The 15,503-nt window shown below is 31.4% G+C and carries 14 protein-coding genes and 1 pseudogene; 6 read left to right on the top strand and 9 right to left on the bottom strand.

What is annotated here, in order from left to right; all coding sequences use genetic code 11:
• Positions 1-3: 3 nt before the first annotated feature.
• Entirely contained in the window at positions 4-855 is an 852-nt protein-coding gene (locus ACJ5H0_RS15690) for a BadF/BadG/BcrA/BcrD ATPase family protein (protein WP_411250327.1), read from the bottom strand.
• Positions 856-953: 98 nt separating this feature from the next.
• Complete coding sequence (locus ACJ5H0_RS15685) at positions 954-1,205, bottom strand: hypothetical protein (protein ID WP_411250325.1); 252 nt, start codon at positions 1,203-1,205, stop codon at positions 954-956.
• A 230-nt stretch (positions 1,206-1,435) separates the two neighbouring features.
• Between ACJ5H0_RS15685 and ACJ5H0_RS15680 the strand changes: the two genes are divergently transcribed.
• The 4 genes and pseudogenes from ACJ5H0_RS15680 to ACJ5H0_RS15665 all read left to right on the top strand — a co-directional run bounded on the left by ACJ5H0_RS15680 (position 1,436) and on the right by ACJ5H0_RS15665 (position 5,163).
• Complete coding sequence (locus tag ACJ5H0_RS15680) at positions 1,436-1,894, top strand: GtrA family protein (RefSeq protein WP_172284210.1); 459 nt, start codon at positions 1,436-1,438, stop codon at positions 1,892-1,894.
• 3 nt (positions 1,895-1,897) lie between these two features.
• Positions 1,898-2,609, top strand: a pseudogene (locus ACJ5H0_RS15675) (lysophospholipid acyltransferase family protein); the annotation flags it as partial.
• A 60-nt stretch (positions 2,610-2,669) separates the two neighbouring features.
• A complete protein-coding gene (locus tag ACJ5H0_RS15670) occupies positions 2,670-4,115 on the top strand; it encodes an MFS transporter (protein WP_172284214.1) in 1,446 nt (481 codons plus the stop codon).
• Entirely contained in the window at positions 4,105-5,163 is a 1,059-nt protein-coding gene (locus tag ACJ5H0_RS15665; protein WP_411250323.1) for a DUF3810 domain-containing protein, read from the top strand. The genes ACJ5H0_RS15670 and ACJ5H0_RS15665 overlap by 11 nt, the downstream gene beginning before the upstream one ends.
• 322 nt (positions 5,164-5,485) lie before the next feature.
• Here ACJ5H0_RS15665 and ACJ5H0_RS15660 read toward each other — a convergent pair whose 3' ends face one another.
• The 7 genes from ACJ5H0_RS15660 to ACJ5H0_RS15630 all read right to left on the bottom strand — a co-directional run bounded on the left by ACJ5H0_RS15660 (position 5,486) and on the right by ACJ5H0_RS15630 (position 13,312).
• A complete protein-coding gene (locus tag ACJ5H0_RS15660) occupies positions 5,486-7,717 on the bottom strand; it encodes a CocE/NonD family hydrolase (RefSeq protein ID WP_411250321.1) in 2,232 nt (743 codons plus the stop codon).
• 172 nt (positions 7,718-7,889) lie between these two features.
• Entirely contained in the window at positions 7,890-8,465 is a 576-nt protein-coding gene (locus ACJ5H0_RS15655; protein ID WP_411250319.1) for a thiopeptide-type bacteriocin biosynthesis protein, read from the bottom strand.
• Positions 8,446-8,736: a thiopeptide-type bacteriocin biosynthesis protein gene (locus tag ACJ5H0_RS15650; protein WP_411250317.1), complete on the bottom strand. Its 291-nt coding sequence runs from the start codon at positions 8,734-8,736 to the stop codon at positions 8,446-8,448. Before ACJ5H0_RS15650 ends, ACJ5H0_RS15655 begins: the two co-directional genes overlap by 20 nt.
• Entirely contained in the window at positions 8,737-9,015 is a 279-nt protein-coding gene (locus ACJ5H0_RS15645) for a hypothetical protein (protein WP_411250368.1), read from the bottom strand.
• 38 nt (positions 9,016-9,053) lie between these two features.
• Complete coding sequence (locus tag ACJ5H0_RS15640; protein WP_411250315.1) at positions 9,054-10,922, bottom strand: lantibiotic dehydratase family protein; 1,869 nt, start codon at positions 10,920-10,922, stop codon at positions 9,054-9,056.
• Complete coding sequence (locus ACJ5H0_RS15635; RefSeq protein WP_411250313.1) at positions 10,923-13,115, bottom strand: prolyl oligopeptidase family serine peptidase; 2,193 nt, start codon at positions 13,113-13,115, stop codon at positions 10,923-10,925.
• 14 nt (positions 13,116-13,129) lie between these two features.
• Positions 13,130-13,312, bottom strand: a complete 183-nt coding sequence (locus ACJ5H0_RS15630; protein ID WP_172284227.1) for a hypothetical protein — start codon at positions 13,310-13,312, stop codon at positions 13,130-13,132.
• A gap of 195 nt (positions 13,313-13,507) precedes the next feature.
• Between ACJ5H0_RS15630 and ACJ5H0_RS15625 the strand changes: the two genes are divergently transcribed.
• On the top strand, positions 13,508-14,722 hold the full coding sequence (locus ACJ5H0_RS15625; protein ID WP_411250310.1) for a tetratricopeptide repeat protein: 1,215 nt from the start codon (positions 13,508-13,510) through the stop codon (positions 14,720-14,722).
• Positions 14,637-15,260 carry a helix-turn-helix domain-containing protein gene (locus ACJ5H0_RS15620; protein WP_411250308.1) on the top strand — a complete coding sequence of 208 codons (624 nt, stop codon included), beginning with the start codon at positions 14,637-14,639 and terminating at the stop codon, positions 15,258-15,260. Before ACJ5H0_RS15625 ends, ACJ5H0_RS15620 begins: the two co-directional genes overlap by 86 nt.
• Positions 15,261-15,503 lie beyond the last annotated feature (243 nt).

Raw genomic sequence — 15,503 nt, 5'->3', positions numbered from 1 at the left:
TTTTTATAGTATATATTTAATATGGTAATTTACTAAACTTTCAATCGGTTTTTGTACAATATTACCAATGTTTAAATTAAGTTCTGCAGCTGCAGAGCGAAGAATATCTTCATAATAATAAGCAATAGATCCGATAAAGTTAATTTCGGCATCCTTGGATTCTTCATAAGGAAGAACCTGGTATTCAAAGAAATTTCTCATCTCCTCGAAAACCATTTTTTGAAAGTATGGGTGATTCTTCCGTTCTACAACGAATTTATTGAAATTAGCCAAATAAGCATTTGGCCTTGAGGTATGGTACATATTTTTTAATGCCTCCTCAATTGTTAACTGATAGATTTCCTCAAATTCTATATGTAGGTCCTGAGGAAGTTTCTGCATGAAAAAGCGACGTACCAATTGTTTCCCAATAGCACTTCCGCTACCTTCATCTCCGATAAGAAATCCCAGAGACGGAAGCTTTATTTTTAGATTTTCTCCGTCAAAGTAACAAGAATTGGATCCCGTTCCCAGAATGCAAACAATAGCAGGCTTTCCAGTATAAGCGGCATACGCAGCAGCCATCAGGTCTTCTTTTGCTAAAACATCAGCTTTAGTAAAAAATTTACCCAATTCTCTTTCGATAGTCGCACAGTTTTCAGGAATACCACATCCTGAACCATAGAAAAAAACCTTTGTTATTGAGTTTTTAACAGCACTAAGGTTGATGTTTTTTTCAATTTCGGGTACAATAAGCTCTGCGGCAATATTATTGGGATTAAAACCAATAGTCTCCGTCTTCATAAAGACCTTTTTAAAGTCATCTAAAATTACCCAATCACATTTGGTAGAACCGCCATCAACAATAGCAACCATATATTACATTTTAGTTTAAGGATGCTAAATTATGAATTTTATCTCTAAATAGCTTCACAAAGAAGCCACAACGTGACTGGTATAACTAATGTTTTATATCATCTTTTTTTTTCATTGAACTGTATCAGCCAGTCCTGAATTTCATCTTCCAGATAAGAAGCCTGTAACATCATCGCATTGATAAAATCATCTGGCACCTGTTCACCCTTGGAGTTTTCAAGATTCCAAAGCTCATCAGACATATTTTCATATTCAGAATATACTCTCTTGAAACGGGAATTTTCCTTCTCAAGAGCTTCAATATTTTTCTGTTGGAGCTGGAATTTTCTGTATTTGTTTTGACTTTTCATACAAATATTGTTATAAATTGGGTTATAAATTTGTGGAGAATGCTTTCAATCGGGCATTACAAGATAGAAAAAACCATCAACACAACTGGCTGAAAATGAATTTATTATCAGGTACTTTTTATTTACTTCTGAAATTAAATTTAGAACTATTTTTGATTTAAAAAAAAATATTTAACATCTTTTTTTACTGTTTAACATATAGTTATAAATTTGCACATCAGATAAATTCGATGAGAGAATTAATACTACGTCAGAAACAAATATTGTTCTTCATAATAGCAGGAGGACTCAGTGCTGTTATGGAGATAGGAAGTTTTAAGATCTTCAGCACATATCTTCCTCAATTTTTGCATTCGGAAACCAATTTTCATGGAATCCATTATCCATTGAGTAATATTTTTTCTACCTGTTGCGGAATTATCAGCAATTATTTTTTAAGCATCTGGTTTGTTTTTGAAAGAGGAAAACATTCAAAAAGAAAAGAATTTGCCTATTTTATGATTATCTCTTTTATTTCAACACTACTCAGCCTTAGTTTCTTTCAAATATTTTACAGCTTTGTATTTAAAGATAATATCAATTTAATTTTTTATACCTTGAGTCCAGAAATTCTGAGTAAGATCGCTGCGATTTTATTGGTTTCAATTCTTAATTATTCTGTCAAGAAGAAAGTAATTTTTAATGGTTAGTTTGTGGTAAAGATTTTAAATTATTTGTGGAGATTCTGGCTTCTGATATTAGCCTTTTTTTTTAACGATCATTTTTGGAATACCTGTTTATATTTTATCCTTTAGCAAAAAACACTACAGATACGCCTATCAGTTTATCCGCTTTTGGTGTTACGGAATGTTTTATGGTATGGGACTTCGCTATGAGCTGATTAATCTTACGGATAAAAAGATTGACAGAAAAAAACAATATGTAGTTATTTCCAACCATACCTCTATAATGGATATTATGCTTCCATGCATTCTATTTCCACATCACCCTCTTTGTTATGTAGGAAAAAAGGAGTTAGTGAAAATTCCTATTTTCGGCACCATCTATAAAAGGATCTGCGTTATGGTAGACCGAAGTAGTGCCAGAAGCCGTGCAGATGTTTATAGAAGATGTGCTGAAAAAATGGAAGAGGGAAATAGCATTGTTATTTTTCCGGAAGGCGGTGTGCCTGACGACACGTCTATTCTTCTGGACGAATTCAAAGACGGACCTTTTACCCTATCTACAAAACATCAGTCTCCGATAGCAGTCTTTACTTTTATTGGCTTGAAAGAAATGTTTCCCTTCGATAATTCTAAAGGTCATCCCGGTAAAGTAAAGGTTTATTTCAATGATATTATGGAGCCTTCGGCATCTCAAAAGGACATGAAAACGCAAGCTTTTAACGAAATAAAAAAAAACCTTGCTAGAACGCTCTATTTAAAAGAAATAATTATATTTGTTATTAAGAAATCTTTAACAAACATGTCGAATTATTCTAAACAAACTAATTGGGGACAGTTTATCCCATTAGTCACTGTATTTTTTTTCTGGGGATTTGTTGCAGCAAGTAATGATATTTTGATCCCAGTCTTCCAAAAAGCTTTTAACTTAAGTCAAACCGAAAGTATGCTGGTGCAGATCTGTTTTTATGTCGCCTATACTGTCGGTTCTTTAATTTATATGGTTATTTCTAAAGGTATTAAGCAAGACCTGGTTAACAGAATCGGATACAAAAATGGATTAATTGCCGGGCTTCTTATTTCTGCAGCTGGAACCCTATTATTTTATCCAGCAGCCAATTTGGGATCGTTCCCACTGATGATATCAGGTTTGTTTATTGTTGGATTAGGTTTTTCTTTACAACAAATCGTAGCCAACCCATTGGCAATTGAGGTAGGACCTACTGAAACCGGATCACAAAGGTTAACAATGGCAGGAGGAATCAATAACCTGGGAACTACAATTGGACCACTGATTGTTTCTTTTGCTATTTTCGGATCTGCCGCTGCTGCCAATACAGAAGCGAGCATAGAAAGTGTAAAAACGCCTTATTTAATATTAGGAGTGGCCTTTGTTTTAGTTGCAATCATGCTTAAATTCTCCTCTCTTCCAGCAGTTACTCCAACCAATTTAGAAGACACAGATGACGCTGTTCCGGGAGAACATAGAAAATCAGCTTTTCAATATCCACAGCTGGTACTTGGAATGATCGCTATTTTTGTTTACGTGGGTGTAGAAGTTTCTACAGCGAGTAACTTACCTGCTTATATGGAGAAACATTTAGGTTTTGCAACAAAAGATGTTGCTCCTTACATATCTTTATATTGGGCTTCTCTAATGATTGGTCGTTGGACCGGTGCTGTTGAAGCTTTTGATCTGAGTGCCGGATTTAAAAAGATTTTACGATTTCTAGCTCCTTATTTAGCTTTTGGTGTATTTTTACTAGTAAATGCAATCGCAAAACACGATCTCAATCATTTTTATGTTTATGCGTTTATCATCATAGCAATGATCATCTGTGACATTCTGAGTAAGGGAAATCCAGCCAGGATGCTTCTTATATTTTCCTGCGCAGGAATTACCGCTTTATTAATAGGAATGTTTACTACAGGAATGGTTTCAGTATATGCCTTCACAAGCGTAGGATTATTCTGTTCAACACTCTGGCCTTGTATTTTCGCTTTGGCTATCAATGGTCTTGGTAAGCATACAAACCAAGGTTCCGGATACCTGATCATGATGATTATGGGAGGGGGAATAGTAAGTATTATTCAAGGTTATGTAGCCGACCTCACCTCTATTCATTTCAGTTATATTGTGGGTGTAATTTGCTTTGCTTATCTGGCATTCTATGCAATCCGTGTAAGTGGAATCTTAAGATCTCAGGGAATTGATCTTGATAAAATTTCAAAAGGTAGTGGACACTAAAAATATACATACATATAAGAAAAAAAGATTTTGGGCAGGTATATTACTTGCCCAATTCTTTTTGTTTTTTGCGTTTTCAAAATCACAATTATTCATTTCTGCTTTTGAAAAGTTTTTTGAACTACAAAAGGTATTTCATCAGATTATATTCTCATGGATCCCTTTCTCATTTGGAGATGTTTTATACGTCCTACTGGGCATTGTCTGTCTATACCTTATTTTCCAGCTTTTCAATAGGAAAAAGAGAAATAGTTCCTTACTAAAATTTTTAGTACTGATTAATCTATTTTATTTTTCTTATCAAGTTTCATGGGGAATGCTGTATTTTCAGACCCCGATAATTAAAAAATTAAGAAATCAGGAAAGACCCAATATAGAAAAAGCCAGAAGGCTGGCTTTGATATATCTTGAAAAATGTAAATCTACCCGACAACTTGTGTCCGAGGATAAAAACGGAATCTTTGTGATCCGTAATTTAAAAATCATTCAAAAAGAAATTCTTTCGCAGCAATTAATGCTTCCCCAGTACATTTCAGATAAAAAAGTAACGGCAGTAAATTCAATCAAACCGAGTTTATTCAAGGATATAATGAATTTCACAGGCATCCTAGGGTACTATAATCCATTTACTGCAGAAGCACAATACAATTCCAAGCTTCCCTCTTCGTTTATTCCATTTACTCTAGCCCATGAAACTTCCCATCAATTAGGATTCGCAAGAGAGCAAGAAGCCAACTTCATCGGATATCTGGTTGGTATTAACTCTAAAAATTCAGATTTGCGATACAGCACTGAATATTTTACATTAAAAAGTCTTTTAAGGTTTATTGCAGAGGAAGACCCTGCGTTTGCAAAAGCAGTAATAAAAAATTATTCTTCTGGGATGAAAAGGGATCGCTTATATGAAAAGAGCTTTATTTTAAAACATCAGGGATGGCTTGATGACTTCTTTGGTTTTACGAATAATTTATTTTTACAAAGCAATCAACAGGAAGGCTCCGTAACCTATTCCTATTTCATTGATTTACTGTTGAATTATGAACAATAAAAAAGAATCGTATCAGGCGATACGATTCTAAAAACACAAATGATGAAAAAAAAATTTATTACCTTGACTTGTTCCCTCATTCAAGGCGATGTAAAAGTACAACAATATTTATAAAAACAAAAACATTTTTATTTATTTGTAAAACTTTATGAAAACTTTATGATTTTTTAAGTTTATTTGAGTTTACACCAAATATATGTTTCCTGTAGTAAATTTTACTTTTAAATAAAAAAAAATGTAGATTATTGAATTATAATTAAAAAATTCACTAAATAAAGCAATAAAACAAAATTTAAAATTTATCACTTTTATATAAATAACTCTACTTTTCGATAGTTGGAATTTCTATATAACTATCATTATACCATTCAATATTCAATGGTTCTGTAGCATCATCAATTGTTTCTTCACTTACATCCTTTCCAGTACCATAATTGACCTGATATGCTGAATTCTTGTTTACTCCTAAAATTACAACCAATTTACTTCCTTTAGGTATTTTTTTACTAACAAACATCGAATTTACGACCGGAATGGTTTCAATTTTTCCAGGCTCAAGAAGACGTCTTTTTTCTCTGTTTTCAGCGTAGCTGGCCCTTCCAAGAAAGTCGGATAAAAAGAATATTTTATTATCTGGCTTTATCTGGATTAAGGATATTGTAATATCCATATCTTTTTTATTCAGAGCCGCTTTTATCTGTGCATTAAATGCACCACTAATAATAAGATCTTTATCCAATACCTCTGTCTGATAAACAAGAGAATTATTTATCTTTATACTATCACTTTTCCCTACTTTAAAATATACATCTTTATCGTCTCTATTTTTAAAATCAACTATTTGTTTTGTTGAATTCAATACACCAGGTTTATCTTTAGTCAAAACCAATTGTTCATTTTCTTTTTTTGTGAAATAAAGCTTTAGTTTACTATTATGCGATTTTTCTAAGGCAGGTACATGGAGCCACTCATTAGTGTCCATTATTTGAATATTTATCTTGTCTTTTAAAAGTTCAGGTTTCATCCCGTCTTTCAGAATATAATCAAACCAAGAGAAAGCGAGATCGCTTATATTGATTCTGGCCACAGGATCTACTTTATATCCTCTTAATATATTTACACCATAACTTTGAGCTCCTCCATGATCGTAAGGCCCCATTACAACATAGTGATTGGCATTTTTATTATATTTAAGATGTTCCCGGAAATAGTACATCGCTCCAAGCTGATCGTCATCATAAAACCCCGTTGTGGTAAGAACAGGAATATTAATTTTTGAAAAATCTTCTTTGTAAGGGACCATATCTTTCCAAAATTTATCGTAGCTTGGATGGTCCAGCCATCTTTGAAAAATTTTATCTCTTATACCTTTTACAGAATTAAGAGCTCTAAAGGACTTTCCGCTTTTATACCAAGCTGTATTAATAGAATCCCATTTTGCAAAATTCCGGAAATCAGATTCATCTGTTAATTTGTTGTTAGTGACATATGCTATCCATTGCAGCATATAGCTCATAAATACATTATTAGTCATCGGATAATCAATTCCAATTCCTACGGAAACCTGAGGTACAATTGTTTTTAGCGCTGGATGTAGTTTTTTCACGGCTCCCCACTGACTGAAGCCTAAGTAACTACCACCAATCATCCCAACTTTTCCGTTACACCACGGCTGTTTACTGATCCAGTCGACTACATCATAAAGATCATGCGATTCATGCTCGAAAGGCTCTATTTCATCCGGACTATTTCTCTTCCCACGCGTATTTACAACCACTCCGACATAATCGTATGCTACAGCTCTTTTTCCAACAGCATAATCATATTTTCCGGCATAGATATTATTGGTAAGAATAACCGGCAAAGGTTTTTCATTCCCTTTCCTACGCATAATTGTTATTTCAACATTGCCCCCACCGCTTGTTTTTAAATTAAATGACTCAATCGTATATCTTTCTTTATCTTTTAAAATTAAAAGGTCTGTCACTTTAGATTGAATTTGAGAAGAAACCTTTAGATCCAGGTAACTCATAGCAAGTCCCAATGCTGCCGCATTCGCAATACTATCATTCTTCAGTGCCATCAAGCCTTTTTTCAATTTTGTTCTCTGTAATGGAATATCTTCACTAAAGATTTCAGCCACCCGGAATGAATATTTTTCAGGAAGCTCAGCATATTTAATATTAAAAGCTTTTTCCAGTGCTTTTGGAAAAACCGTTCTTTCATTTTTTTCAATATCTTTAGCTAAAGCATATATTTCATAGTTAACAAATCTGGTACAGGCATATTTACTGTTTGCAAAAACATTTCTGTATTTCCCAATAGTTGTAACGGCGTTTTTAAAACGACCTGCTAAAATTTCCAATTTCAGTTGCTTTTCCAAAGAATCTAATCCTTTAGATTTTTCATATTTCCCAACTGACTTGGCTGCAAAATCTGAAATATTTTTTTCGAGAATTAAGGAATCATTTGCAGCCTTTGCTGAAAAGTATATTTTTTGTGCTGACATGGTATTGATAAAGAACAATACGATAATTACCAGTTTTATTTTCATTTTAATAATATTTATAATATTTGTGATCTTTGATAGAAATAAATTAGTAAAGCCTCTTATCACAAAAATAAGAATAATTCATAACCCGAAGATTAATCTTTCAAAAGATCAATCTAAACACCTGGCATTCAAAACGCTTTAACTAACATTCGACCGTAATCAACAAAGATTACTAATTTGGCCTATTTGTAAAAAGAATACTTTTATAATATCTGTGTAAATAATCATATATAATCATTTCAAATATTCTTTGATCGGAAGCAAAAAGTCTATTAATGTTCATATGGAATATACTTTGAAAAAAACTTTGCCCCTTAAACTCTACGGATTGATTAATATTGTCAAATACTTGACTACTGTTAGTAATACTATAAACAATCCTATTTCTTATTGTTCTATAATTATCTGAAAGAAAGTAGTCAATTAATCTAGGCTTAATTTCTCTGTATTTTTTATCCAGCTGGCTATTGAGGCTTTTATCAGAATTAAATTCTTTCTTAAATGCATAATTATAGTCTTTAAGCCAACTAAGTTTTTCCTCAACAGAAAGATGAAGCATATCCAATATTTTATCAATATGAAAAAGACTTAATAAAATTTTCTCTTCATCATCCATATATAAACAATCCAAAACTAAACTACTATTGAAAGAGAATAAGGTTTCTGCGTCTTCAATAGTATGTTCACCGTACCTTTCAATCTCCCTACTATAAGTATCAATGAGAATATTAGAGATTTCTCCACTCACCGTATAATCCTCTAGACTTTTGTTTATTTTTTTTTAAAATTTCATCATAGCCTCCAGCACTATTTAATTTAAATCTAACCCGTATATGTGATTGAGGATCATGATATCTGATAAAAAACCATTTTGAAATGATATTGCTTTGTAGAAGATAATCAGCTAAAGGCTTGATTGCTTCATCTAAAATATAATCTGCTGTTTTTATTCCGGTATAGATTTTAAAGTATATCCATTCATTACCAGGAGTAAATTTTCTTATAGTTTCAGTTTCCATCTATTGATTCCTGTAAAGAGGAAATATAAACTGATGACTAAAATCATCAGCATCATATAAAAACTCCTCAATGAATATTGATTTTTTGCTTTTTATTGTTTGTACAAAAAGCTTGGCCATTTCGTAATTATCCAGGTTTAAAGTCAAAGTATTGTCTGACTTAACCCACCGTATCCAGTTAGGAATTTTTCGAATTTCTCTCCACTCTTTTAAGCTCTGTAAAAACAATTCTTCATCACTAATTAACTGGCTCACGTCAATTATATGCTCATCCGTAATACGCCATTGGGCCTTAGAGAGAATGCTATTCTTGTACTCTACTCTTGGAAGGAAATAATAGATTTTTTTTTAAATCCCCCCCAATTGAAATATATACCAACTCTACGATCCTGGGCATTAAGATCGGATAAAAAATGATAAACAGGTAAAGAATGAGCAGAATAATTATGTGCATTGCTCAGATAAGGCATAACTTCTTTATTTAATTTTTTAGAACGCAAGACAATCCTATTATTCTTAAAAGAAATATATAAATCATCAATAAAAATCTGATTCTCTATAGGTAAAGTGGATTGTGCCAGATAAGGAATTTCATATTCTCGTAAATATGGTCTTCTAATCACATTTCCTATCCTTGCTTCTGGCAAATGAATAATCTCTGCATGAATAACATTCTTATTTAATTCTGATTCTTTTTCAGCAATTGCTTTCGTTAAATTTTTTATATCCGATTTTTCTGAACAAAACCTGCCCAGCAAGTTAGCTGCACTCGCACCTCCACTACTGGATATGTATAATTTTTCCTGATCTTCAGCAACTATTATTTCAGCCATGAAGGAGATAGTGTCTGGTAAATCTCCCCAATTTTCATCAAAGCCCTCGAAATCTTGGTCGGAAAGCTTAATCGCATAACTATTTGTTAGAATGCTTTCCTGAACTTTTTTGTTTAAAATAACCTGAACAGGGTTGAACTTGGCATTCAACTCTGACTTCCTTTTTTCTTCAGGAATTACCAGATCATCTAAATAAGGATGCACTCCTTTGGCACTGGCATTTTGCAAATACCCTATACCAATTTCTGTATCCAGAGCATATAATAATGGAATCTCCTCACTTTCAAATCTATTATAAAATGCTTTTTTAAACCTATCAAAATTAGTATCATTATTTTTCAAAGAGATCTTATTTAGAAAACTGATTGTTTCTTTAAGTTCTTTTTTCCAAAAGACCGGCAATGCAAATTGATCTGAAAAATACATATCAGTCTGAAAAAGATATTTGTTTTCGTATTCTATTCCAAAACTTTTGATCAGGTTTTCAATCTCACTATAAACGCCAATGTGATTTCCAAAACAATCATCTAAGCCACTCAACTTATCTTTAATAGATGTCAAAACCCCAATTTCAACTTTTGCCCCAATTTTATCAAGTACAGAAATTAGTTCATCTAAAAAATCATTCCCGGAAACATTAGGATCTATTTCACTTATTAAAACCTGGTTTTCAATAAGTTCTTCAACAAAACCGATAGCCTCTGTTATGGTTATATCCTCTTCAATTAGTATTTCCGCAATTTCAATAATTGTTCGTCCTTCCTTTACGTAATATAATACTTTCTTAAGTTCGTCAGAAAGTGGGGCCGATGATATTATATAATCTCTTTTTCCATTACGAAACTCGTATTCAATAAAGCGAATTTTATTTCCAATTATATGAATACTGTTGTTAGGAAAGAATAAAAGCTTACTTTTAATTTCTGGCACGTTAACTAAATAATCAGCTAATGCAACCAAAAAAAGCATATCCAAATTAGTTTGACGAATTTTCCTTCCTCCATCATGTTTTTTAACAGTATGTTTAAATTCGCCCAATCCTATACCTGAAAACAACCCGAATGGCGTACATCGTGTACTCATACGACCATAATATTTTATTATAGTGCTTTTCAGTTTATCTTGTTTTTTAGGCGCAAGCTTTTTTCCTGAATCCAGCCATTGAATAATTTCTTCGTAAAGATTTGGAGATGCCAGATAAATAGATTCCTGAAAAGAAGGTCGTTTACAAATTTCCATCAAATCTTCATTATTAAAGAACTTCTTATCTGACTTTTCTAGAAATTCTTTATTTGAATAGTGAGGTATGCGGACCACATATTGGTCAAAAAATGAATAGGGAAATTGTGGCATTTATTTTTTTGTATCTTCTACAGGTTGATAGTCTGGATGACCTAGCTGCCAAAAAGCGAAAGCATAAATTAACGAATTTCTTTCATGAATTTTATATGCCGGATCTTCTACACCGTGTCCAGAATCCATACTAACCTTCAGTAATGTAGGATTATTAGGCTTTTTATATGCACTTAGTTTTGCAGCAAACTTAACTGATTGCCAAGGCGCAACCCTTGTATCATTCATTCCGGTAATTAATAAAGTGGCAGGGTACTCAACATTCTTTTTAATATGATGATATGAATCCATCTCTAAAAGACTTTTAAAACCTTCCGGATCATCTATATTTCCAAATTCATCAGCATCCGTACCTCCTATACCATTCAGTTTACCCCTTAAAGTATTCAGAGATCCAACCTCAATAATAGCAGCTTTAAATAAATCCGGTCTTTCTGTAATTGCCCTTCCCATTAAAATACCACCTCCACTTTGTCCCCAAACAGCTATTTTATCAGGAGAAGTATATTTTTGATTGATCATATATTCTGTACATGATATCAAATCTTTCCAGGAATTTGGTTTTTTAATTTTCCGTCCATCGAGGTGCCACTTTTCACCTTTTTCTCCTCCTCCTCTGACATGTGCTATAGCCATTATACCTCCTTGATTAGCCCAAATTAAATAACTTCTTGCAAAAAAAGGGCGATAAGATTCACCATAGGCTCCATAACCATAAATAAGCATTGGAGACTTACCATCTTTCTTTAAAGCTTTATTATAAATAATAGATAAAGGAATATCTTCACCATCATAAGATTTTACTGTAATTTCTTCTACTACAATATCCTTAAATTCAGGATAATCTATGATTGGAACTAAATTTTCCAGTATAAATTTATCATCTTTCAACTCATACTTATACCGTTGCTCATCATTTGCCCATCCTGAACAATTGATCCATATATCTGAAAATTTTTGGCCTTTCGCCTGTAGATTTATATTTCCACTTACATAGGGAAGCTTTATAAGCTTTTGTTGACCTTTTCTATAAAGGTATAATTTAGCTTCTACTCCATTTTTTGTTGTGGTATAATAAATTCCATCTTTTGTAATTACATAACTTTTAAATACTTCATCTTTATATTCCGGAACTAAAACTTCAGGATTTCTAAAATTTGGATTTTGTGCACTTGTTTTACACAGTTTAAAATTGGAAGAATTATAACCTGAAAGAAAATAAATATCATTCCCCGCCAATCTTACATAAAAAACTTTATCATCTTTTTTATACAGGCTTTTCCAGTTCTTTTTATTTTTGAAAAAATCGTCTTTATTAATAATAAATGTATCCCTATAGTCTTCCGCATCTACTACCATTCCAATATAATATTGATCATCCGGATTAAATGCTAAAATTCCGGGATACTTTTCTGCTGCTATATTTAATTCAGAATTATTTTTTTTAGAAAACACATCTCTTCTGTGATTAGGATCTTCTCCTAGTTTGTGTAAGACTACCTGAGTATTTTTTGCGAATAATTGAGATTTAGGATCAATTACAGGATAATATACATAAAAAAAACCTGAATTATCATCCAGCCATTTAACACCTGCAATGGATGATGGATTTGCATGAGTAATAATTTCCGGGTGGATCGTTCTATCTTTTACTTCCAGTATTATTATTTCGGATATCTCCTTACCCTTTTCTGATAATGAAATTGCTACTCTGCTACCATCCCAGCTCGGACTTATTAGATTGATTTTAAATTCGTTATCCTTCCCGCTGCTTTTTGATGAGGATATAAAATTAATTGGATCATATAATAGCTCCTCTTTGCCATCATACCCATTTCTACAATAAAGTTTAGCTATTTTTTCATCACCATTTCTTTTTAAGTAGAAATATTTATTATTTTCTATAATTTTCAGTTCTGAAATAAAATAGCCTTGTCTTTTTTCAAGCTCAAGTCTTTTATTCAGATAATAGTTATTCCTTGGGATTTTATCTAAGATAAGATCTGTATAGTCATTTTGGATATTAATCCATCTTTTTGTGTCAGGATCAGTTAAATTTTCTAAATTTCTATATTCATCTACGATTTTAGCCCCAAAATAACTGTCTGTAATAGGGATTGATGGGGCTAATGGTGTTTGTGAATATAAAAAATTATTTAAAATAGAAATAACCAAAAATATTCTAAACTTCATTCTTTATTAAATTATTAGGCAGTTGCATGTATTGTCTCAACTGGCTTGCTTGTATTATTCGGATCATGGCATCCTCCTTCTTCCGTATTTTCAAATCCTATTACAGTGTTCTTAGATCCTCCGCCAACAATTTTGCTCAAATTGTTAATTTTCACCATCTGAATTTTTTCCAAAGATAATTTTTTCTTTTTTTCCATTTTTTTTTAAAATTTAAGTTCTATAATTAAGAGTTGCAAATAAAGTAATTTTTTTTAATCGCACATCTATAAATACATATAAATTTATAAATCTAACTTAATAAAAACACAAATAAATAACTGATAAACAAACATTTAAACACAAACAGAATAACTCATTATTTGTCGATATAATTTATTAAAAAAATTATAATTTTGCATCCAGTTATTTGTGGAACAATGAGATCAGCATATTTATTATTATTCATATTAGTATTTAACCTTTCACCTTCAAAAGGTAAGATAAATGATACATTAAAAATATATTCATATTCCCAATTAAAAGAAAAATTCTATGATTATGTGGGTAACGATAAAATTAGTAATGCTAATGTAATTTCAAAATATTATTTGCAAAAAGCAAAAGACGAGAAAAATACTACTGAAATAACTGAAGGCTATGTTCTGAGGCATTTTAATTTAGACCTTCAAAATGCTCTAAAATATATAGATAGCATATCGATCTATAAAAAAGATCTTGATCAAAAAATATATCCTGCACGAATTTACTTATTACGTGGTAATCTTTACTTAAGACACGATAACTTAAAACTAGCATTTGAAAATTATATGCTAGGTCTAAAATATGCGAAAGAAAAAAATAATGAAAGGCAGATAGCTATTGCAAATATTAGCGTTGCTTACCTAAATAATTATATTGGAAAACATGCAGAAGCTGCAAAAATTTTAAGATTCTACCTGTATCATGGAAATTACTTCAATGAAGCTGAGCAGGGTAGAATCCATTATAATTTAGCTGACACCTATATTGAGATTAATAAAATGGATTCTGCTAAAACATTAATACAAGAAGGTGTTCAAGCAGCACTAAAAAATAAGAATAGTTACAAATATCACCAATATTTATTTTTAGATGGTTTTTATAATTTGAAATTAAACAAATATGATATTGCCATTGAAAAGTTATTAAAATGTAAAGAATTTTTTGCCAAAAATGAAAATGATCTAAATATAAGCTATACATTATTAAATCTGGGAAAAGCCTATGATGGATTGAAAAATAAGGATAAAGCAGCAGAAAACTTTATTACAATTGACTCTATAGAACAAAAAAGCAACAATACTTTTCCTGAACTTCGTGATATATATACTTACTTGATTGATTATTATAAAGAAAAAAATAATAAAGAAAAACAACTTTACTATATCGAGCGATTCTTAAAGGTTGATAAATTATTAGATTCGCAATTTAAATATATTTCGCGAGAATTACCTAGAAGATATGATACTCCTCAATTATTAAAAGAAAAAGAGAATATAATTAATGACCTACAAAACAGAAAAAAAAATTCTCTACATCTCAATAAGTATATTATTTATTGGTCTTTTAGTCCTCTTATATCTCTATAAAAAATCTAAAAACTCGGAAAAACGGCATAGAGAAATTGCTCAGAAATTAATTCATTCCATAGAAGAAAAGAATAATGCGTTTACAGAACCAGAGCCTAATGTCGTAATTACTGAGATCTCTGATAAAAAGATACCATTTAATCAAATTGAATCTAAATCTAAATCAATTCCTGAAGATGTTGTACAGTTTATTTTAAAGGGATTAGAAAATTTCGAGACCAAGCAACAATTTTTGAAAAAGGGAATTACACTTAGTAGTCTGGCAAAAACTTTAAAAACAAATTCTGCCTATTTATCGGATGTTATTAATACATATAAGGAAAAAAATTTCGCATCATACCTTAATGATCTTCGTATTAATTATGCGTTAACAAGATTAGTTCATGATAAAAAGTTTAGATCTTACAAGCTTTCTGTCATTTCAGAGGAGTTGGGATACAATAATGAACAAGCATTTTCCATTGCTTTTAAGAAAAAAACAGGAACTACACTTTCCATTTACATTAAAGAGGTAGAAAAATCCCATAATCAGAATTAAACTTCAAAATCCTTAACAAAAGCCTAATTAACAGATACTTAAATAAAATATATTTATAAATCAATGCCTATACATTTATAAATACACATCCTATTCCTTTTTTTTGAGATGTAATGTTCTGTAAGTTTGCTCTGTAATCAAAAACAAAAATTGATTAACAAATAATATTTTTTAATTGTGCGCACAAAGACAAGAATATTACGCTAATAGCAAACACTCCCGGATGTCAGGGATTATATGACA

The sequence above is a fragment of the Chryseobacterium proteolyticum genome (assembly GCF_046591535.1).
GTDB classification, from domain to species: Bacteria; Bacteroidota; Bacteroidia; order Flavobacteriales; family Weeksellaceae; genus Chryseobacterium; species Chryseobacterium proteolyticum.
The sequence above is the reverse complement of the archived record's forward strand: the minus strand, read 5'-3'. Positions and strand labels throughout refer to the sequence as shown.

Excerpts from the sequence above, each read along its gene's own strand:
- ACJ5H0_RS15690 (WP_411250327.1), bottom strand. The coding sequence starts at position 855 with ATGGTTGCTATTGTTGATGGCGGTTCTACCAAATGTGATTGGGTAATT.
- ACJ5H0_RS15685 (WP_411250325.1), bottom strand. The coding sequence starts at position 1,205 with ATGAAAAGTCAAAACAAATACAGAAAATTCCAGCTCCAACAGAAAAAT.
- ACJ5H0_RS15680 (WP_172284210.1), top strand. The coding sequence starts at position 1,436 with ATGAGAGAATTAATACTACGTCAGAAACAAATATTGTTCTTCATAATA.
- ACJ5H0_RS15670 (WP_172284214.1), top strand. The coding sequence starts at position 2,670 with ATGTCGAATTATTCTAAACAAACTAATTGGGGACAGTTTATCCCATTA.
- ACJ5H0_RS15660 (WP_411250321.1), bottom strand. The coding sequence starts at position 7,717 with ATGAAAATAAAACTGGTAATTATCGTATTGTTCTTTATCAATACCATG.
- ACJ5H0_RS15650 (WP_411250317.1), bottom strand. The coding sequence starts at position 8,736 with ATGGAAACTGAAACTATAAGAAAATTTACTCCTGGTAATGAATGGATA.
- ACJ5H0_RS15640 (WP_411250315.1), bottom strand. The coding sequence starts at position 10,922 with ATGCCACAATTTCCCTATTCATTTTTTGACCAATATGTGGTCCGCATA.
- ACJ5H0_RS15635 (WP_411250313.1), bottom strand. The coding sequence starts at position 13,115 with ATGAAGTTTAGAATATTTTTGGTTATTTCTATTTTAAATAATTTTTTA.
- ACJ5H0_RS15630 (WP_172284227.1), bottom strand. The coding sequence starts at position 13,312 with ATGGAAAAAAAGAAAAAATTATCTTTGGAAAAAATTCAGATGGTGAAA.
- ACJ5H0_RS15620 (WP_411250308.1), top strand. The coding sequence starts at position 14,637 with ATGACCTACAAAACAGAAAAAAAAATTCTCTACATCTCAATAAGTATA.